Source organism: Pseudomonas sp. 44 R 15, from assembly GCF_900004965.1.
Classification (GTDB): Bacteria; Pseudomonadota; Gammaproteobacteria; order Pseudomonadales; family Pseudomonadaceae; genus Aquipseudomonas; species Aquipseudomonas orientalis_A.
The window spans coordinates 1-18,663 of the sequence record NZ_CVTU01000010.1 but is presented as its reverse complement, the minus strand read 5'-3'; the positions used below and the strand labels follow the sequence as shown (position 1 = coordinate 18,663).

The 18,663-nt window shown below is 60.6% G+C and carries 18 protein-coding genes; 5 read left to right on the top strand and 13 right to left on the bottom strand.

From position 1 onward, the window contains the following. Window positions 1–5: 5 nt before the first annotated feature. Together BFP93_RS29050 and BFP93_RS00210 are read left to right on the top strand one after the other, a co-directional pair. A complete protein-coding gene (locus BFP93_RS29050) occupies window positions 6–215 on the top strand; it encodes a hypothetical protein (RefSeq protein WP_241088563.1) in 210 nt (69 codons plus the stop codon). A gap of 298 nt (window positions 216–513) precedes the next feature. Next, entirely contained in the window at window positions 514–825 is a 312-nt protein-coding gene (locus BFP93_RS00210; protein ID WP_065891518.1) for a hypothetical protein, read from the top strand. A 142-nt stretch (window positions 826–967) separates the two neighbouring features. Here BFP93_RS00210 and guaA read toward each other — a convergent pair whose 3' ends face one another. The 4 genes from guaA to BFP93_RS00190 form a co-directional block, all read right to left on the bottom strand. Next, window positions 968–2,545 carry a glutamine-hydrolyzing GMP synthase gene (gene guaA, locus BFP93_RS00205; RefSeq protein WP_065891517.1) on the bottom strand — a complete coding sequence of 526 codons (1,578 nt, stop codon included), beginning with the start codon at window positions 2,543–2,545 and terminating at the stop codon, window positions 968–970. Window positions 2,546–2,626: 81 nt separating this feature from the next. After that, complete coding sequence (gene guaB, locus BFP93_RS00200; protein ID WP_015885726.1) at window positions 2,627–4,096, bottom strand: IMP dehydrogenase; 1,470 nt, start codon at window positions 4,094–4,096, stop codon at window positions 2,627–2,629. 242 nt (window positions 4,097–4,338) lie between these two features. Next, on the bottom strand, window positions 4,339–4,887 hold the full coding sequence (locus BFP93_RS00195; protein ID WP_065891516.1) for a sugar ABC transporter ATPase: 549 nt from the start codon (window positions 4,885–4,887) through the stop codon (window positions 4,339–4,341). A 143-nt stretch (window positions 4,888–5,030) separates the two neighbouring features. Continuing rightward, window positions 5,031–5,798 (bottom strand): sulfite exporter TauE/SafE family protein, encoded by a 768-nt coding sequence (locus BFP93_RS00190; RefSeq protein WP_065891515.1) that lies wholly within the window; start codon window positions 5,796–5,798, stop codon window positions 5,031–5,033. A gap of 123 nt (window positions 5,799–5,921) precedes the next feature. On the opposite strand from BFP93_RS00190, the gene xseA reads away from it, so the two are divergent. The 3 genes from xseA (at window position 5,922) to leuA (ending at window position 10,126) form a co-directional block, all read left to right on the top strand. Then, complete coding sequence (gene xseA / locus BFP93_RS00185) at window positions 5,922–7,301, top strand: exodeoxyribonuclease VII large subunit (RefSeq protein WP_065891542.1); 1,380 nt, start codon at window positions 5,922–5,924, stop codon at window positions 7,299–7,301. A 3-nt stretch (window positions 7,302–7,304) separates the two neighbouring features. Then, a complete protein-coding gene (locus tag BFP93_RS00180) occupies window positions 7,305–8,126 on the top strand; it encodes a M23 family metallopeptidase (RefSeq protein ID WP_065891514.1) in 822 nt (273 codons plus the stop codon). A gap of 320 nt (window positions 8,127–8,446) precedes the next feature. Next, window positions 8,447–10,126: a 2-isopropylmalate synthase gene (gene leuA, locus BFP93_RS00175; RefSeq protein ID WP_065891513.1), complete on the top strand. Its 1,680-nt coding sequence runs from the start codon at window positions 8,447–8,449 to the stop codon at window positions 10,124–10,126. 167 nt (window positions 10,127–10,293) lie between these two features. On the opposite strand, the gene BFP93_RS00170 is transcribed toward leuA, so the two are convergent. From BFP93_RS00170 to BFP93_RS00130, 9 genes are all read right to left on the bottom strand, one after another. After that, window positions 10,294–11,085 carry an amidohydrolase gene (locus BFP93_RS00170; protein ID WP_065891512.1) on the bottom strand — a complete coding sequence of 264 codons (792 nt, stop codon included), beginning with the start codon at window positions 11,083–11,085 and terminating at the stop codon, window positions 10,294–10,296. Next, window positions 11,073–12,221 (bottom strand): pyridoxal phosphate-dependent aminotransferase, encoded by a 1,149-nt coding sequence (locus BFP93_RS00165; RefSeq protein ID WP_065891511.1) that lies wholly within the window; start codon window positions 12,219–12,221, stop codon window positions 11,073–11,075. The genes BFP93_RS00170 and BFP93_RS00165 overlap by 13 nt, the downstream gene beginning before the upstream one ends. Before the next feature lie 135 nt (window positions 12,222–12,356). Further along, window positions 12,357–13,826 (bottom strand): ribosome biogenesis GTPase Der, encoded by a 1,470-nt coding sequence (gene der / locus BFP93_RS00160; protein ID WP_057723953.1) that lies wholly within the window; start codon window positions 13,824–13,826, stop codon window positions 12,357–12,359. Next, a complete protein-coding gene (locus BFP93_RS29495; RefSeq protein ID WP_158254504.1) occupies window positions 13,814–14,020 on the bottom strand; it encodes a hypothetical protein in 207 nt (68 codons plus the stop codon). The genes der and BFP93_RS29495 overlap by 13 nt, the downstream gene beginning before the upstream one ends. Before the next feature lie 60 nt (window positions 14,021–14,080). Further along, complete coding sequence (bamB, locus tag BFP93_RS00150) at window positions 14,081–15,232, bottom strand: outer membrane protein assembly factor BamB (RefSeq protein WP_065891509.1); 1,152 nt, start codon at window positions 15,230–15,232, stop codon at window positions 14,081–14,083. Further along, window positions 15,225–15,866, bottom strand: coding sequence for a YfgM family protein (locus BFP93_RS00145; RefSeq protein WP_065887485.1), 642 nt, complete (start codon window positions 15,864–15,866; stop codon window positions 15,225–15,227). Before BFP93_RS00145 ends, bamB begins: the two co-directional genes overlap by 8 nt. 41 nt (window positions 15,867–15,907) lie before the next feature. Continuing rightward, window positions 15,908–17,197 carry a histidine--tRNA ligase gene (hisS, locus tag BFP93_RS00140; RefSeq protein ID WP_065891508.1) on the bottom strand — a complete coding sequence of 430 codons (1,290 nt, stop codon included), beginning with the start codon at window positions 17,195–17,197 and terminating at the stop codon, window positions 15,908–15,910. Window positions 17,198–17,220: 23 nt separating this feature from the next. Then, entirely contained in the window at window positions 17,221–18,330 is a 1,110-nt protein-coding gene (gene ispG / locus BFP93_RS00135) for a flavodoxin-dependent (E)-4-hydroxy-3-methylbut-2-enyl-diphosphate synthase (RefSeq protein WP_003175952.1), read from the bottom strand. 2 nt (window positions 18,331–18,332) lie between these two features. After that, window positions 18,333–18,663 (bottom strand): DUF4115 domain-containing protein (locus tag BFP93_RS00130; RefSeq protein WP_141687916.1); only part of this gene is annotated, 331 nt, incomplete at its 5' end.

Below are 18,663 nucleotides of genomic sequence, written 5' to 3'. Positions count from 1 at the left end.
ACGTTTTGCTGCGTACCATCAAAAAACTGCCGGATATTACCGTCGATCTGGCGTATTTCTCGGGTGCTGCCATCCATGAACTGGCTGACCGCTTCGGACCGGGTATTGAGTACAGAGATCACGGCCACCAGACTTACGGGGATGAATGCGACGAGTACAAAAGCCAGGACGAGCTTGTTTTTTATTTTCATTTTGCAGATCACTACCTGAAATAAGTGAGATAACGCACCCGGAGCAAACCTGCTGGACGCGAGTCGCCGCAAAAGCGATATCGGCCTGCGTCGCGCAATCTTTACAGTCATCTACGCGAATGCCGTTTGGAACGTAGCGCCTGATAAAAGTGGCTGTGAGCCCTGCAGATGTCGCTGCCCTCAAATAATTACGAGGACAAACGACTGCATTCCGGCGGCGATAAACAGTGAATAACGACCAGGGCGTGTGCAGGCCTTTCTAGAAAGAGTCAGACGACGGCGTATCATATGCTTTGCGAGTCATACCATCAGGGAAGACGACATGGTTACCAGGAATCTGCTGTTGAGTTTTTGCGCGTTATTATTGATCGGCTGCACGGGTAGAGGCTTTCAACCGCCGCCGCCGGAATTTACCAATTGGAAAAAAAGCGGGGTCTCGCAAGAGGGTGTCAAGCACGCCATGACCGCATGCGGCTATACCAACCTTACAGGGACGGGAGACACGACGCCTATTGACGAGGTACTCACGCAGTTTTATTGCATGAAAGACTCCGGTTTCAAGCGCACAGATAACATTGACCTGTGCAAGGAAGGCCGCATCGGCGAATCACCGGTGTGCGAAGGCCGCCGGTAATCCATCGGCAACAGGACACAAGGGATTTGGCGATGCGCAGAGCTGCCAGAATTTTTCCAGTCCCAAAAAGCCAAAAGCCCGCAATTAAGCGGGCTCCAGGGCATTTCTTGCTAGATAGTGCCGGACAATGCCGGACGTCCAATCATTCCCACTCAATCGTCGCCGGCGGCTTGCTCGACACGTCGTAAGTAACGCGCGAAATACCTTCGATTTCATTGATGATACGGCCGCTGACCGTTTCCAGCAGTTCGTACGGCAGGTGTGCCCAACGCGCCGTCATGAAGTCGATAGTCTCCACCGCACGCAACGCCACAACCCACGCGTAACGACGGCCATCGCCTACGACGCCTACAGACTTGACCGGCTGGAATACCACGAATGCCTGGCTGACCTTGTGGTACCAGTCGGCCTTGCGCAGTTCTTCGATGAAGATGTGGTCGGCGCGGCGCAGCAGGTCGGCGTATTCCTTTTTCACTTCGCCGAGGATGCGCACGCCCAGGCCCGGGCCCGGGAAGGGGTGGCGGTAGACCATGTCGTACGGCAGGCCGAGTTCCAGGCCCAAACGGCGGACTTCGTCCTTGAACAGTTCGCGCAGCGGCTCGACCAGCTTGAGGTTCATTTCCTCAGGCAGGCCACCCACGTTGTGGTGGGACTTGATCACGTGGGCCTTGCCGCTCTTGGCGCCGGCCGACTCGATCACGTCGGGGTAGATGGTGCCCTGGGCGAGGTATTTGATGTTGTCCAGTTTGTTGGACTGGGCATCGAAGACGTCGATGAAGGTGCGGCCGATGATCTTGCGCTTCTTCTCCGGGTCGGACTCGCCAGCCAGGTTGTTGAGGAACTGCTCCTCGGCGTTGGCGCGGATCACCTTGACCCCCATGTTCTCGGCGAACATGGCCATCACTTGCTCACCTTCGTGCAGGCGCAGCAGGCCGTTGTCGACGAAGACGCAGGTCAACTGGTCGCCGATGGCTTTGTGCAGCAGCGCGGCGACTACGGAGGAGTCGACGCCGCCGGACAGACCGAGCAACACGTTGTCTGTGCCAACCTGGGCGCGGACGTTGGCGATGGCGTCTTCAGCGATTTTCGACGGGGTCCACAGGGCTTCACACTCGCAGATGTCGAGGATGAAGCGCGACAGGATGCGCCCGCCTTGCTTGGTGTGGGTCACTTCCGGGTGGAACTGCACGCCGTAGTAACGACGCTCGTCGCTGAACATGCCGGCGATCGGGCAGCTCGGGGTGCTGGCCAGGATGTGGAAGTCCTGCGGCATTTTGGTGACCTTGTCACCGTGGCTCATCCACACGTCGAGGCCGAACAGGCCGTCGGCGTCGATGTGGTCTTCGATGCCGTCCAGCAGGCGGCTCTTGCCGACCACGTCGACGCGCGCATAACCGAATTCACGCAGCTCGGAACCTTCAACCTTGCCGCCCAGTTGCTCGGCCATGGTCTGCATGCCGTAGCAGATGCCGAACACCGGTACGCCCAGGTCGAAGACCGCTTGCGGGCAGCGCGGGCTGTTGGCTTCGTGCACGGACTCGGGGCCACCGGCGAGGATGACGCCTTTCGGTGCGAATTCGCGGATCGCTTCGTCATCCATGTCGAACGGGTGCAGTTCGCAGTACACGCCGATTTCACGCACGCGGCGGGCGATCAGTTGGGTGTACTGGGAACCGAAGTCGAGGATCAGGATGCGGTGGGCGTGAATGTCGAGGGCCATGAAGTCAGTCTCGTCTAATGAATCAGAAACAACTCGGGGCTGAAAGAACAGCCCCGGTTACTTAACGTTTTGCTGGAAGCCTCAACCTACGCGGTAGTTTGGCGCTTCCTTGGTGATCTGCACGTCGTGGACATGGGATTCAGCCATGCCGGCGCCGGTGATCCGTACGAACTCTGGCTTGGTGCGCATTTCTTCGATGTCGGCGCTGCCGGTGTAGCCCATCGAGGAACGCAGGCCGCCCATCAGTTGATGGATGATCGCGCTCAGGGTGCCTTTGTACGGCACACGGCCTTCGATGCCTTCCGGGACGAGCTTCTCGGCGCCTGCCGAGGAGTCCTGGAAGTAACGGTCGGAAGAACCTTGCGCCTGGGACATGGCGCCCAGCGAACCCATGCCGCGGTAAGCCTTGTAGGAGCGGCCCTGGAACAGTTCGATCTCGCCTGGTGCTTCTTCAGTACCGGCGAACATCGAGCCCATCATCACGCAGGAAGCACCGGCCACGATGGCCTTGGACAGGTCACCGGAGAACCGGATGCCGCCGTCGGCGATCAACGGTACGCCGGTGCCTTCAAGGGCAGCGGCGACATTGGCGATGGCGCTGATCTGCGGCACGCCCACACCGGCAACGATACGCGTGGTGCAGATCGAGCCAGGGCCGATACCGACCTTGACCGCGTCAGCGCCCGCTTCGGCCAGGGCCTTGGCGGCAGCGCCGGTGGCGATGTTGCCGCCGATCACCTGCACATCAGGGAAGTTCTGCTTGACCCAGCGCACGCGGTCGATCACGCCTTTGGAGTGACCGTGGGCAGTGTCGACCACCACCACGTCAACACCGGCGGCGACCAGCGCCGAAACGCGGTCACCGGTGTCTTTACCGGTGCCGACCGCAGCGCCGACGCGCAGACGACCCTGGTCATCCTTGCTGGCCAGCGGGTAAGCCTTGGCTTTTTCGATGTCGTTGACGGTCATCATGCCTTTGAGGGCGAATTTGTCGTCGACGATCAGCACGCGCTCGATGCGGTGCTTGTGCAGCAGTTCGCGCACATCGTTCTTGTCGGCGCCTTCCTTGACGGTGACGAGGCGCTCTTTAGGCGTCATCACTTCGCGGACGGTGACTTCAAGGCGGTTCTCGAAACGCACGTCACGGGAAGTGACGATGCCGACCAGGTCGCCATCGTGCAGCACCGGAACGCCGGAGATGTTGTGCAGGCGGGTCAGTTCGAACAGATCACGCACGGTGGCGTCGGCTTCGATGGTGATGGGATCTTTCACCACACCCGCTTCGTAACGCTTGACCTTGCGCACTTCGGCAGCTTGCTGCTCGATGGTCATGTTCTTGTGGATGATGCCGATGCCGCCTTCCTGAGCCATGGCGATGGCCAGACGGGCTTCGGTGACGGTGTCCATGGCAGCGGAAACCAGGGGAATATTCAGCTCGATGCCACGGGTTAGGCGGGTCTTGAGACTGACTTCGTTAGGGAGCACCTCGGAATAACCGGGCACTAGGAGAATGTCGTCGAATGTCAGAGCTTCTTGGCTGATACGCAGCATCGCGGGGGCTCCCGAGCGGGAAAATGGAAGCGCGCCATTATACTCAGACACCCCTCAGGTCTCAATGTAAAACTCTGACATATTTGGGAATAGTGATAGATGGAAAAATTTCGCCACCCTGATCGTTCCCACGCTCTGCGTGGGAATGCCGCCCCTGGACGCTCTGCGTCCCGCCTTTAATAGTGACGCGGAGCGTCACAGGATGCATTCCCACGCGGAGCGTGGGAACGATCAGGTCGGGGTTAAAGCTCGACCTTGACCCACGCGATCTTCTGATCCAGCCAATCGGCAAACTCATCGATAAAGCTTTGCTTGAACCCCGCCTCCGCCCAATTGTTGAAAATAAATCCCAGGTTGGAAAACCCGCATTCCTGCAGAAACAGAAAGCCATTGATGTCGTCTTCATGCCCACACAGCGGGCAGGTGAAGTTATCGGTGTGGCCGGGCATCCAGTCTTCCAGGCTTTCGAACAGCGCTTCGCCGACTTCCTTCAGGCACTCCGGGCAGCCGGCTTCTTCGAGAAAACCCTTGGCCGGCGTGTAGATGCAGCGCTTGTAGATGATTTCCAGGCCATTGACCGGCTCGTTGAACGGCAGCGCTTGCGGGTGCAGCACCACCGCGCGGGCGCCGTCGGCCAGGGCGTAGGCCATGCGGTTGCCGGTGCGCCCGCAGGTGGTCAGTTCCTCCTTGATGATGTTCTTGCGCACCAGCCAGCGCACGATTGCCCGGGCGCGGGGTTCGTGGACGGGCAAGGTGGAGATTTTCGGGACAAGGATGCTTTGGGAATTCATGGGAGTCCTGCGGTGTGGCTGCTGACGCCATCGGGGGCAATTCCCCTCCCACATTTTGAATTGTGAACACAGTCAACTGTGGGAGGGGGCTTGCCCCCGATGGCGCTCTAAAGGCTGGCAGCTTAATCCCTGCCCCACACAGGTCAAGTACTCAAATACCGCCCAATCAACGCAATCCCACTGGCCAGCACCAACCACGTCACCAACCGCACAAACGCCTCGCGAGACATGCGCATCGTCAGCCTGCGCCCGCACCACAAGCCCAGCGCCATCGCCGGCAACAGGCACAGTGCCAACAGCAGCAGCGGCAAATCGGCATACACCCCGGCAATCAGAAACAGGCTCAGGCGCACCGCGGTGCTGCAACTGATCAACGCACTTTGCGTGGTCCGCGCCGCCTCCTTGGACAGGCGGCTGTTCAGGTAGATTGCATATAAAAAGCCGCCACTGCCGAACAGCGCGCCAAACAAGCCGCCGACCGTGCCCATGGGAATCGACCAACCCGCCGCCAACTGCGTGGGCCGCGCCTTCACTGCCAGGCTGTAGACCGCATAGGCACTGATAAACAGCCCCATCAACAACAGCAAAAGATCCGAATGCAGATTGAGCAAAAACACCACACCCAAGGTGCAACCGATGGCCATGCACGGCAGCAGCCGCAGCAATTCCGGCTTGCTGACATCCCGACGTGTCTGCAGCAGGCCACCAAAGGCGGCGACAAAATCCAGCAACACCAACAGCGGAATGATCTTCGACAGCGGCATGAACAGAATAAGCACAGGCCCTGCCACCAGCGCCGTCCCAAAGCCGGCAATACCGAAAACGATATAGGCCACAACAATACCGAGACCGATCACCAGCCACTCAACTGCGCCGAACGACCACTGGCTCATCAGCTCAACCGCACTCATGGGTAACTCCTTGAAAGAGAATGCCGACACTTTAGTCATCCGTGAGCATTGCGCCAGCACGAAGACGCACGCGGGTGGAGCAGTTCTGTCAAACCTGGCACGAATGCCTATAAACTGCCGCCCATGATTAAAGATCCTTTTGCCCGACTGGGCCTGGACCGCGAAGTCCTGACTGTCAGCCAGCTCAACGGCCGCGCGCGGGTGTTGCTGGAAGACGTGTTCACCAATATCTGGGTGGAAGGCGAGATCTCCAACCTCGCCCGCCCGGCTTCGGGCCACGTGTATTTCACCCTCAAGGACAGCGGCGCCCAGGTGCGTTGCGCGCTGTTTCGCAACAACGCCGCGCGGGTACGCCAGGCGTTGAAGGACGGCCTGGCGGTGAAGGTGCGCGGCAAGGTCTCGCTGTTCGAGGGCCGTGGCGACTACCAGTTGATCCTCGACACCGTGGAGCCTGCCGGTGATGGCGCGTTGCGACTGGCCTTCGATGCCTTGAAGGAAAAGCTCAGCGCCGAAGGCCTGTTCAGTGCCGAGCGCAAGGTGCCCTTGCCGGCGCATCCTCGGCGCATCGGTATCATCAGTTCGCCGACCGGCGCGGTGATTCGCGACATCATCAGCGTTTTCCGCCGCCGCGCGCCGAACATTGAATTGACCTTGATCCCGACCGCCGTACAGGGCCGCGAAGCCATCGCACAGATTGTGCGTGCGCTGAAGCTGGCCGACGCACGCGGCTTCGACGCGCTGATCCTGGCCCGTGGCGGCGGCTCGCTGGAAGACCTCTGGTGCTTCAACGAAGAAGCCGTGGCCCGGGCGGTGGACGCCTGCGTCACGCCCATCGTCAGCGCGGTCGGCCATGAAACCGATGTATCGATCAGCGACTTCGTGGCGGACGTGCGCGCCCCTACCCCCTCCGCTGCCGCTGAACTGCTGGCACCGGACGCCAGTCACCTGGTGCGCCAGGTCGAAAACCTGCAGCGCCGCCTGGTGCTGTTGATGCACAACCGCCTGCGCCATGATCGCCTGCGCCTGGAGGGCATGGCCCGACGCCTGCGACACCCTGGCGAACGCCTGCGCCAGCAGGCCCAGCGCCTGGATGACCTGGACATGCGTCTGCGCCGCGCGTTCGAGCGCAGCCTCAATACCCGTCGCGAACGCCTGATTCGCCTGGAAACTCGCCTCGCCGGCCAACATCCGGGGCGTCAACTGGCCTTGCTGCGCCAGCGCCTGGACAGCCTCGCCGAGCGTCTGCCCCGCGCCATGCGCGAAGGCCTCAAGGCGCGGCGCCTGCAACTGCAAAGCCAGGTGCAGACGCTGCACGTGGTCAGCCCGCTGGCCACCCTGGGCCGTGGCTACAGCATCCTGCTCGACGAGCGCGGCCAGGCGATTCGCAATGCCGCGCAAACCCACACCGGCCAGCGCCTGACCGCACGCCTCGGTGAAGGCCAACTGCAGGTGCGGGTGGAAGACAACCACCTGACCCCCGTTACCCTTTCTCTCCTGGATTGACCGATGCCACGCTTTCTCAGCTTGTTGATGCTCGTTTGCCTGACCTTCAATGCCCACGCCGACAGCTACATCACCCGCCTGCTGAACAAGCCGGTGCCCGGTGGCGTCGCTGTCGTGGACCTGGGCACGGCGGCGGCCGCACCCAAGGCCACCTACCTGAACAGACCGGTGCTGGTGGTGAAGGAACAAAACACCTGGCTGGCGATTGTGGGTATCCCGTTGACGGTCAAGCCGGGCACCGAACGCATCACCAGTGGCGGGCGCCAACTGCCGTTCGTGGTGGGCTTCAAGAAATACCCCGAGCAACGCATCACCTTGAAGAACAAGAGCCAGGTCAACCCGGAACCGGCGCAACTCAAGCGCATCGAGGGCGAACTGGCCGTGCAGCTCAAGGCCTACCGCAGTTTCAGCCCGAACACACCGAGCAACCTGCTGCTGGACAAGCCGGTCAACGGGCCGCTGTCGAGCAAGTTCGGGGTAAGACGTTTCTTCAATGGCGAGGAGCGCAATCCCCATTCGGGCCTGGACTTTGCCGTGGGTGCGGGCACACCGATCAAGACGCCGGCGGCTGGCAAGGTGATCCTGACCGGTAACTACTTCTTCAACGGCAACACCGTGTTCGTCGACCATGGCCAGGGCTTTATCAGCATGTTCTGCCATATGTCGAAGATTGACGTGAACGTCGGTGACCAACTGGCGCGCGGCGCAGTCGTGGGCAAGGTCGGCTCGACCGGCCGGGCAACCGGGCCGCATATGCACTGGAACGTCAGCTTGAACGATGCGCGGGTCGACCCGGCGATCTTCATCGGCGCTTTTCAACCCTGACCATTCGATTGCGCACCCGATAAAGGTCGCGCAATTAAATTTAGATATAGTTGTTTATCCAGCCATAAAATCGCTATTCACACGCAAATAGCAGAACTTATCTCAATTTTTTTCGACTGCTTGCCATCTTTCACCCCGGCGGTTAGGGTTGAGCTTATGAAAACCTCTCACACCCTCATTCAGCGCCGCCAGCACCGCAGTCTGTGCCTCGTCAGCGCACGACTGCCAGGCTGAATCGATCTGTCTCGCCCAAGCGTCGTCCCCAATAATAGTGATTCGGCAGGCCGCCTCTTCTCGGCCCTACAACAAAGGATTTTGCGATGAGCATGCTCAAAGACCCGTCTTCGAAGTACCGCGCGTTCCCGACCATCGATATCCCGGACCGCACCTGGCCGTCGAAAACCATCACCAGCGCGCCGATCTGGTGCAGCTCCGACCTGCGTGATGGCAACCAGTCGCTGATCGAGCCGATGGACGCCGCGAAGAAGCTGCGCTTCTGGAAGACTCTGGTTGCCGTGGGTGTGAAGGAAATCGAAGCCTCCTTCCCGGCCGCATCGCAAACCGATTTTGATTTCGTGCGCACCCTGATCGAAGACAACCACATCCCCGAGGACACCACCATCCAGGTGCTGACCCAGGGCCGTGAAGACTTGATCGCGCGCACCTTCGAATCCCTGCGCGGCGCCAAAAAGGCCATCGTGCATTTGTACAATGCCACGTCGCCGTCGTTCCGCCGCATTGTGTTCAACCAGGACAAGGACGGCATCAAGGCCATCGCGGTCAACGCCGCCAAGCTGTTCGTCAAATACGCCGCGCAGCAACCCGAGACCCAGTGGACCTTCGAATATTCGCCTGAAACCTTCAGCGCCACGGAGCTGGAGTTTGCCAAGGAAGTCTGTGACGCAGTGATCGAGGTGTGGAACCCGACGCCCGAGCACAAGATGATCCTCAACCTGCCGGCCACCGTGGAATGTGCCACGCCGAATATCTATGCCGACCAGATCGAGTGGTTCGGTCGCCACATCAACCGCCGTGACAGCGTGATCATCAGCCTGCACACCCACAACGACCGTGGCACCGGCGTGGCCGCCACCGAACTGGGCCTGATGGCCGGCGCCGACCGTGTCGAAGGCTGCCTGTTCGGCAACGGCGAACGCACCGGTAACGTCGACCTGGTCACCGTGGCACTGAACATGTACACCCAGGGCCTCGACCCGCAGCTGGACTTCTCCGACATCGACGGCGTGCGCAAAGTCGTCGAAGAGTGCAACCAGATCCAGGTGCACCCGCGTCATCCGTATGTCGGCGACCTGGTGCACACCGCGTTCTCCGGCTCGCACCAGGACGCGATCCGCAAGGGCTTCTCCCAGCAGAAAGACGATGCACTGTGGGAAGTGCCGTACTTGCCGATCGACCCGGCCGACATCGGTCGCAGCTACGAAGCGGTGATCCGGGTGAACAGCCAGTCGGGTAAGGGCGGCATCGCCTACCTGCTGGAACAGGAATACGACATCAGCTTGCCGCGCCGCATGCAGATCGAATTCAGCCAAGTGGTACAGGCCGAGACCGACCGCGTGGGCCTGGAGATGACCGCACCGCAGATCTACGCGTTGCTGCAGCGTGAATACCTGCAAGCCAACACTCCGTATGCGCTGGTCAGCCACCGCCTGCAGGAAGAAAACGGCAACAGCTATGTGGAAGTGGAAGTCTCCGGCAAGGGCCAGGGCGAAACCAACCTGCACTGGAAAGGCAAAGGCAACGGCGCGCTGGAAGCGCTGGTGGCCGGCTTGCCGATCGGTGTGGAGATCATGGATTACAACGAACACGCGATTGGCGCGGGCACCAACGCCAAGGCGGCGGCCTACATCGAACTGCGCGTGAACGGCGAGCGTCCGGTGCATGGCGTGGGGATTGATGAAAACATCACCACGGCAAGCTTCAAGGCGCTGTTCAGTGCGCTGAACCGCTCGTTGAGCCAGCAGGAAGCGAAGGCGGCGTAAGCGTTATCGGCGCCATGCAAAAGGCCCCTGGGTAAGAATCCAGGGGCCTTTTTGCTTTGGGTTAGGGTGGTGCTGGTGATGGCCTCATCGGGGGCAAGCCCCCTCCCACTTTTTGACTTGTGAATACCTTCAAATGTGGGAGGGGGCTTGCCCCCGATAGCGGCCTGTCAGACAAACTGAAAACTATCGGCATCCAGATTCGCCGGGAATTTGGTGCGATACGCCGCCAACTCCGCTGCATCCAGAATCACCTGGAATACCCCATCCGCCTCCCCCGCGCTCAGCAATGTCTCACCCTGGAAATCCAGCACCTGGCTATCGCCGGTGTAGGCAAAGCCCTTGCCGTCCGTGCCGACTCGATTAACCGCCGCCACATAACACAAATTCTCGATGGCCCGCGCCGGCAACAAGCGGTTCCAGTGCTGGCGCCGCGCGCCCGGCCAGTTGGCGGTGTACAGCAGCAAGTCGGTGTCCTGGGCATCGCGACTCCACACCGGGAAGCGCAGGTCGTAGCAAATCAGCGGACGGATACGCCAGCCCTTCAACTCGAACTGCACCTGGCGCTCGCCGGGCGTGTAGTGGTCGTGTTCGCCGGCCATGCGGAACAGGTGGCGTTTATCGTAATGCAACACTTCACCGTCGGGGCGCGCCCAGAGCAGGCGGTTACGGTGGCTGCCGTCGGCCGCCTGGATAATCACGCTGCCGGTGATCACGGCGTTGTATTTCGCCGCCTGGGTTTGAAGCCAGCGCTGAGTCGGGCCGTTTTCCCGCTCGGCCAGGGCGGCCGATTCCATGGAGAAACCCGTGGTGAACATCTCCGGCAATACCATCAGGTCGGCGCCGTTGGCCTGCTCCAGCAGCAGCTCGAAATGCTCAAGATTGGCCTGGCGGTCGTGCCAGGCCAGGGTGGTCTGGATCAGGGCAATGTTCAGATTCGGCAAGGCACTCAAATCACGCATAGTTTTTCCGCCGCTTGTTGCAGCGTCTCCTCGCGTTTAGCAAAGCACAGGCGCACCAGGCGCTGGCCTTGGGGTGGGTCGCGGTAAAACACCGAGATCGGAATCGACGCCACGCCGAGTTCGCGCGTCATCCATTCGGACATGGCGACATCATCCAGGTCCGGGCGGATCCGGGAATAATCCACCAATTGAAAGTAAGTCCCCGCCGATGGGCTGAAGCTGAACCGCGACGGCGCCAGCAACTGGCAGAACAGATCGCGCTTGGCTTGATAGAACGCCGGCAGCGCATCCACGTGCTCCGGGTGCTCAGCCATGAAATCGGCCAGCGCGTACTGCAACGGCGTCACACCACAGAAGCTGACGTATTGATGCACTTTGCGCAGCTCGGCAGTGAGGGCCGGCGGTGCCACCACATAGCCGGTCTTCCAGCCCGTGACGTGATACGTCTTGCCGAACGAGCTGACCACAAACGCACGCGAGTACAGCTCCTCATGGGCCAGCACGCTGACGTGGGGCACATCGTCGAACACCAGGTGTTCGTACACTTCATCGCTGAGCAGATAGATATCACGGCCGCGAATCAGCTCGGCCAACTGGTCCAGTTCCTCACGGCTGACCAGCGCGCCACTGGGGTTGTGCGGGGTATTGAGCACAATCATGCGCGTGCGCGGCGACAGCGCGGCCTTGATACGCTCCAGATCCAGGCTGAAATCCTGCAAGCCCAACTGCAGATGCACGCAGCGCCCGCCGGCCAGCTCTACCGAGGGTGCGTAGCTGTCGTAGCAAGGGTCGAAGATGATCACTTCGTCGCCGTTGCGGATGACCGCCTGGATCGCGCAGAAAATGCCTTGGGTGGCGCCGGGCGTGATGGTGACTTCACGGTCGGCATCAACGCTGACAGCGTAGCTGCGGGCAATCTTCGCCGCCACCTGCTGACGCAGCACGGGCAAGCCGCTCATCGGTGCGTATTGGTTATGGCCACTGGCGACGTGCCGACCCACGGCGTCGAGCAAATCCTGAGGCCCGTTGAAGTCGGGAAAACCCTGGGACAGGTTGATTGCGCCGGTGTCGGCCGCCAACTGCGACATGCTGGTGAAAATGGTCGTGCCGACGTTCGGCAGCTTGCTGGTGATCATGGGAGCCCCCTTCGGGTGAGCTGCAAGTTTTAAGCTGCAAGCTGCAAGCGGGTCAAGGGGCAAACCGCCGCGCACAAAAAAGGGCGCCAACGGCGCCCTCTCTTGCAGCTTGCAGCTTACAACGTGAAGCTGCGGTTATTTCTTGTCGCGGCGCTTCTTGTCGGCCTTCTTGTGGTGAGTCATCAAACGACGCTTCTTGTTCACCTGACGGTCGGTCAATGTGTTCTTGTTGCCTTCGTATGGGTTCTCGCCACCCTTGAACTCGATACGGATCGGCGTGCCGACCAGCTTCAAGACACGGCGGTAGGTGTTTTCCAGGTAACGCACATAGGACTTGGGCACCTTCTCGATCTGGTTACCGTGAATCACGATAATCGGCGGGTTGGCACCACCCAGGTGGGCGTAACGCAGTTTGATGCGGCGGTTGTTGACCATCGGCGGCGCGTGCTCGCCCACCGCGTCTTCCAGGATCTGGGTAAGGCGGTTGGTCGGCCAGCGCGTGACCGCAGACTTGAACGAGTTCTGTACCGAGGCGTAGAGGTTGCCCACGCCGGTGCCGTGCAGCGCCGAGATAAAGTGGATATCGGCAAACTCAACGAAGAACAGGCGACGCTGCAGCTCGATCTTGACGAAATCGCGCTCGCTCGGCGTCATGCCGTCCCACTTGTTGATCGCGATCACCAGGGCGCGACCGGCTTCCAGGGCAAAGCCCAGCAGGTTCAGGTCGTGGTCCACCACGCCTTCGCGGGCGTCCATCACAAAGATCACCACGTTGGCGTCTTTGATCGCTTGCAGGGTTTTGACCACGGAGAATTTTTCAACTTCTTCGTGGATCTTGCCACGCTTGCGCACACCGGCGGTGTCGATCAGCGTGTACTTTTCTTCGTTGCGCTCGAACGGGATGTAGATGCTGTCGCGGGTGGTGCCGGGTTCGTCATAGACGATTACCCGGTCTTCACCGAGCATGCGGTTGACCAGGGTCGACTTGCCGACGTTAGGGCGGCCGATGATGGCGATCTTGATACCGTCTTTTTCGCTCGGGCCAGGAATGCGCTTGGCTTCCTCGCCTTCGGCGACGATCTCCTCCTCACCCTCTTCTTCCTCATCGTCATCCTTGGGAAAGGTGCTGAGGGCAATTTCGAGCATCTGCGTGATGCCGCGACCGTGGGCGCCGGCAACCGGGATCGCGTCGCCCAGGCCCATCGGGCTGAATTCGGCGCGGGCCGCTTCAGGATCGATGTTATCGATCTTGTTCGCAACCAGATAGGAGCGCTTGTTGCGCTTGCGCAGGTGCTCGCCAATCATCTGGTCGGCAGCGGTGTAGCCCGCGCGGGCGTCCACCAGGAACAACACGACATCGGCTTCTTCAATGGCCAGCAGCGACTGCTCGGCCATTTTTTCGTCCATGCCATGTTCGTCACCGGAGATACCACCGGTGTCGACAATAATGTAGGAGCGCCCTTGCCACTTTGCCTCACCGTATTGGCGATCACGGGTCAGACCGGACAAGTCGCCGACGATGGCGTCGCGAGTCCTGGTCAGGCGGTTGAACAAGGTGGACTTGCCGACGTTAGGTCGGCCCACCAGGGCGATTACGGGAACCATGCGGCTCTCCACTTCGTTATTTCAGAAAATACAAAAGCCGCTGCAGGGCAGCGGCTGGTGCTCGGGGCGGCATTTGAATGCCACATGCCCTGCTCGACACTGAATACTGCAGGAGCGAGCTTGCTCGCGAAAAACCAGAGGACGCCGCGTTTATCCAGAAAACCCGCGTTAGCGTTGACGTCCTTCGCGAGCAAGCTCGCTCCTACAAACAGCATTGAGGCAAGGCCGCCTGGGGGTTACCCCAAGCATGATTCTTACTTGATGGTCAGGGCTTCCAGCTTGCCGCTGTTGCCATACACATACAGCATGTTACCCACCACCAGCGGACGCGCACGCAGGCCGTCGCTGTCGATACGCTCGCGACCCACGAAGCGACCGTCCACCTGGCTCAGCAGGTGCAGGTAGCCTTCGAAGTCACCGACCGCTACGTAGCTGGAGAAGACTTCCGGCGCCGACAGTTGGCGGCGAGCCAGGGAGTCGTTGCTCCACAGCGCAGTGGTGGAACGCTCGTCGACACTTTCAACGGTGCCGGACGCCAGGCTTACGTAGACGCTGCCAAACCCTTGGGCGACACCGGCGTAGCTGGACGCATCACGCTGCCAGTTGACCCGGCCGCTCTGCAGGTCCAGTGCCGCGACACGGCCCTGGTAAGTAGCGACGTAGAGGGTCTCGCCGGACAGCAACAAGCCACCGTCGATGTCCACGACGCGATCCAACTCGGAACGACCTTGCGGGATAGCCACACGGGTTTCCCAGGCCGGCACGCCGTTCTGGGTATTCAGGGCCACCACTTTACCGGTGGACAGCCCGGCAACGGCCAGATTGTTGGTCACAATCGGACCACTGGTACCGCGCAGGGTCAACACCGCCGGGGTGCTGTCGTACAACCAGCGCTGTTCGCCGGTGCTGGCGTCCAGACCGATCACGCGATCATCCTGGGTCTGCACCACGACGATATCGCCGTTGGTGGCAGGCGGTGCGAGCACTTCACTGGTCACGCGGGCGCGCCATTTCTCTTCACCGGTGCTGGAGTCCAGCGCCACGACTTCGCCTTTGAGCGTGCCGAGCATGACCATGCCGTAACCCAAGCCAACGGCGCCGGAGACAGGCAGTTCAAGGTCTTTCTTCCACTTCACGTCGCCGGTCATGCGATCCAGGGAGGTCACGATGCCGGTTACATCAGCGGCCACAATGTTGTCACCGTCGATTGCCGGTACCAGCATGTTGTAGGTTTCGCCCTGACCGTCACCGATGGAGCGGCTCCACTGCTTTTGCAGGACCACTTCTTCCTTGAAGCTGGTCAGCTCCGCAGGCGGCAGTTCTTTTTTACTGTTGCTGCTGCAACCCGCGGCCAGAACGGCCAGAGCCAGCAATGCTGCATGTTTCCAACGGATCACGTCACGCATCCCCTTTGGCCAAGTCGTCCAGCTTGATTTGTAAGCCACCGACCGCCGCTTCATCAGACAGCGCCGCCTTGGCTTTTTGGTACGCAGCATTGGCTTCGTCGGTACGACCCAATTGGACCAACAGGTCGCCCTTGAGCTCTTCGCGAGTGGCTACAAATGCCTTGTCAGCATCGCCGTCGAGCAGTTTGAGTGCTTCGTCAGCCTTGTTCTGTGCCGCCAATACCTGTGCCAGGCGTTGACGTGCGATTTCACCCAGGGTCGGGTTGGTCGGTTTGTCGGCGATGGCCTTGAGCTCAGTGGCTGCCTCATCCAGCTTGCCGGTGTCGACCGCGACTTTCGCGACGAACAGGCTACCGTACTGGGCGTAGGTCGTACCGCCAAATTCGTTCTTCAGCTTGCCGGCCAGGTCTGCCACTCGTGCAGGGTCCGGCTTGCCGTCCGGCGTCAGGGTAGTTTCCAGCAATTGCTGGTAAACGATCGAGGCGCCCTGGGACTGGTTGGCCTGATACTTGGTCCAGGCTTGCCAGCCGAACACCACCACTAAAGCCAGCAGACCGCCAGTTACCAGGGGCTTGCCGTTACGCTGCCACCAGTCCTTGAAGTCGGCCAGTTGCTCATCATCAGTACTCGACACCCCAATACTCCTTAATCGCTAAATTCGGCTGTTCGACAGCTTCAACCCTGCACGACGCAGGTGGCCAGGTGCGCAGCGAGCGCATCAAAGGCAATGTTCTGTTGTTCGCCCTGGCCACGCAGGGGTTTGAAACCTACCACTTGCTGGGCCAACTCGTCATCGCCGAGGATCAGCGCATACAACGCGCCGCTCTTGTCAGCCTTCTTGAACTGGCTCTTGAAGCTGCCGGCGCCGGCATTGATTTGCAGACGCAGGTTCGGCAGTTGGTCACGCACCAGTTCGCTCAAGGTCAGGGCAGCCAGTTCGGCGGCCTCGCCAAAAGCGCAAAGGTACACGTCCACCTGCCGGGAAATCTCTTGTGGCACTTGCTCAAGGGTCTCGAGCAACAGGATCAGCCGCTCGATGCCCATGGCGAAACCTACGCCCGTGGTCGGCTTGCCACCCATTTGCTCGACCAGGCCGTCGTAACGACCACCGGCACACACCGTGCCCTGGGCGCCGAGTTTGTCGGTGACCCACTCGAACACGGTCTTGCTGTAGTAATCGAGGCCGCGCACCAGCTTGGGGTTGATCACATAGGGAATACCCGCCGCATCCAGGCGAGCCTTGAGGCCCTCGAAGTGCATGCGCGATTCGTCGTCCAGGTAGTCGGCCATTTTCGGCGCATCGACCAGTACGGCCTGGGTATGGGCGTTCTTGGTATCAAGCACGCGCAACGGGTTGGTCTTCAGGCGGCGCTGGCTATCTTCGTCCAGCTTGTCCAGGTGGGCAGACAGGTACTCGACCAGGGCTTCGCGATAGCGTCCGCGGGACTCACTGGTGCCCAGGCTGTTGAGTTCGAGCTTGACCGCGTCGCGGATGCCCAACTGGCCCCACAGGCGCCAGGTGAGGACGATCAGCTCGGCATCGATGTCCGGACCGTCCAGATTGAAGACTTCGCAACCGATCTGGTGAAACTGGCGATAGCGACCTTTCTGCGGACGCTCGTGGCGAAACATCGGGCCGATGTACCACAGCTTCTGGGTCTGACCGCCACCGGTGATGCCATGCTCCAGCACAGCGCGAACGCAGGCCGCGGTGCCTTCCGGACGCAGGGTCAGGGAGTCGCCGTTACGGTCTTCAAAGGTGTACATCTCTTTTTCGACGATGTCGGTCACTTCACCGATGGAGCGCTTGAACAGCTCGGTGAACTCGACGATCGGCATACGGATCTGCTTGTAACCGTAGTTATCCAGCAGACGCGCGACCGTGCTCTCGAAATAGCGCCACAGTGGCGTCTGCTCCGGCAGGATGTCGTTCATGCCACGAATGGCTTGCAGAGACTTGCTCACATCAAATCCTTAAATTCGTTCAATCAGCCGCGAGCGATCAGCGCTGCGTCAGCGGCGACCTTCTCGGCCGCTTTCTCGCGGATCAGCTTTTCCAGCTCATCCACCAGATTGTCATTCGTCAATTTCTGCGACGGTTTGCCGTCGATGTAAATCAGGTTCGGTGTACCGCCGGTCAAGCCCACGTGTGCCTCCTTGGCCTCGCCCGGTCCGTTGACTACGCAACCGATCACCGCGACATCCAGCGGCACCAGCAGGTCTTCGAGACGCAACTCCAGGTCGTTCATGGTTTTCACCACGTCGAAATTCTGCCGCGAGCAGCTCGGGCAGGCAATGAAGTTGATGCCACGGGAACGCAAACGCAGGGATTTGAGAATGTCGTAGCCGACCTTCACTTCCTCTACGGGGTCTGCCGCCAGGGAGATGCGGATAGTATCGCCAATCCCTTCGGCGAGCAGCATACCGAGACCCACCGCAGATTTCACTGTGCCTGAGCGTAAACCGCCCGCTTCAGTGATGCCCAGGTGCAGCGGCTGTACGATTTCCTTGGCCAGCAAGCGGTAGGCTTCTACGGCCATGAACACGTCGGAAGCCTTTACGCTGACCTTGAAGTCCTGGAAATTCAAGCGTTCCAGGTGCTCAACGTGGCGCAATGCCGACTCCACCAGCGCCGCCGGGGTAGGCTCGCCGTATTTCTTTTGCAGGTCTTTTTCCAGCGATCCGGCGTTGACCCCGATGCGGATGGGAATACCGCGATCACGGGCCGCATCGACCACGGCGCGCACACGGTCTTCACGACCGATGTTGCCTGGGTTGATCCGCAGGCAGTCCACACCCAGTTCGGCTACGCGCAACGCGATCTTGTAGTCGAAGTGGATGTCGGCAACCAGCGGCACCTTGACCAATTGCTTGATACGGCCGAAGGCTTCGGCAGCGTCCATATCCGGTACGGACACGCGCACGATGTCCACGCCGGCCGCTTCCAGACGATTGATCTGGGCGACGGTGGCAGCCACGTCATTGGTGTCGCTGTTGGTCATGCTCTGCACCGCGATGGGGGCATCGCCGCCCACCGGCACCGAGCCGACCCAGATCTTGCGCGATACGCGACGTTTGATTGGAGATTCGCCGTGCATGACTATTGTCCCAACTTGAGGCGAGCGGTCTCGCCACTGGTGAACGGCGCTACGTCCACAGGCTGGCCGTTGTAGGCCACTTGCGCGCCACGGGCATAGCCCAGACGCAGCGTCAAAGGAGGCTTGCCGCCCTGGTCAAGAGTATCTCCCTTACGCTTCAGACCGCTAAACAGCACTTTGCCATTACCGTCGCTGACTTGCGTCCAGCAGTCAGCGACGAAGGTGATCTGTACGCGCCCGTCACCGGCGATCAACGCGGGGGTGGTGGGCGGCGAAATGGCAGGCGCAGCCGGTGCCGCAGGCGCTGGAGCCTGGGCCGGAGCGGTCGCTGCG

Coding starts and splice junctions, on each gene's coding strand:
- BFP93_RS00210 (WP_065891518.1), top strand. CDS start 514: ATGGTTACCAGGAATCTGCTGTTGAGTTTTTGCGCGTTATTATTGATC.
- guaA (WP_065891517.1), bottom strand. CDS start 2,545: ATGGCCCTCGACATTCACGCCCACCGCATCCTGATCCTCGACTTCGGT.
- guaB (WP_015885726.1), bottom strand. CDS start 4,096: ATGCTGCGTATCAGCCAAGAAGCTCTGACATTCGACGACATTCTCCTA.
- BFP93_RS00195 (WP_065891516.1), bottom strand. CDS start 4,887: ATGAATTCCCAAAGCATCCTTGTCCCGAAAATCTCCACCTTGCCCGTC.
- BFP93_RS00190 (WP_065891515.1), bottom strand. CDS start 5,798: ATGAGTGCGGTTGAGCTGATGAGCCAGTGGTCGTTCGGCGCAGTTGAG.
- xseA (WP_065891542.1), top strand. CDS start 5,922: ATGATTAAAGATCCTTTTGCCCGACTGGGCCTGGACCGCGAAGTCCTG.
- BFP93_RS00180 (WP_065891514.1), top strand. CDS start 7,305: ATGCCACGCTTTCTCAGCTTGTTGATGCTCGTTTGCCTGACCTTCAAT.
- leuA (WP_065891513.1), top strand. CDS start 8,447: ATGAGCATGCTCAAAGACCCGTCTTCGAAGTACCGCGCGTTCCCGACC.
- BFP93_RS00170 (WP_065891512.1), bottom strand. CDS start 11,085: ATGCGTGATTTGAGTGCCTTGCCGAATCTGAACATTGCCCTGATCCAG.
- BFP93_RS00165 (WP_065891511.1), bottom strand. CDS start 12,221: ATGATCACCAGCAAGCTGCCGAACGTCGGCACGACCATTTTCACCAGC.
- der (WP_057723953.1), bottom strand. CDS start 13,826: ATGGTTCCCGTAATCGCCCTGGTGGGCCGACCTAACGTCGGCAAGTCC.
- bamB (WP_065891509.1), bottom strand. CDS start 15,232: ATGCGTGACGTGATCCGTTGGAAACATGCAGCATTGCTGGCTCTGGCC.
- ispG (WP_003175952.1), bottom strand. CDS start 18,330: ATGCACGGCGAATCTCCAATCAAACGTCGCGTATCGCGCAAGATCTGG.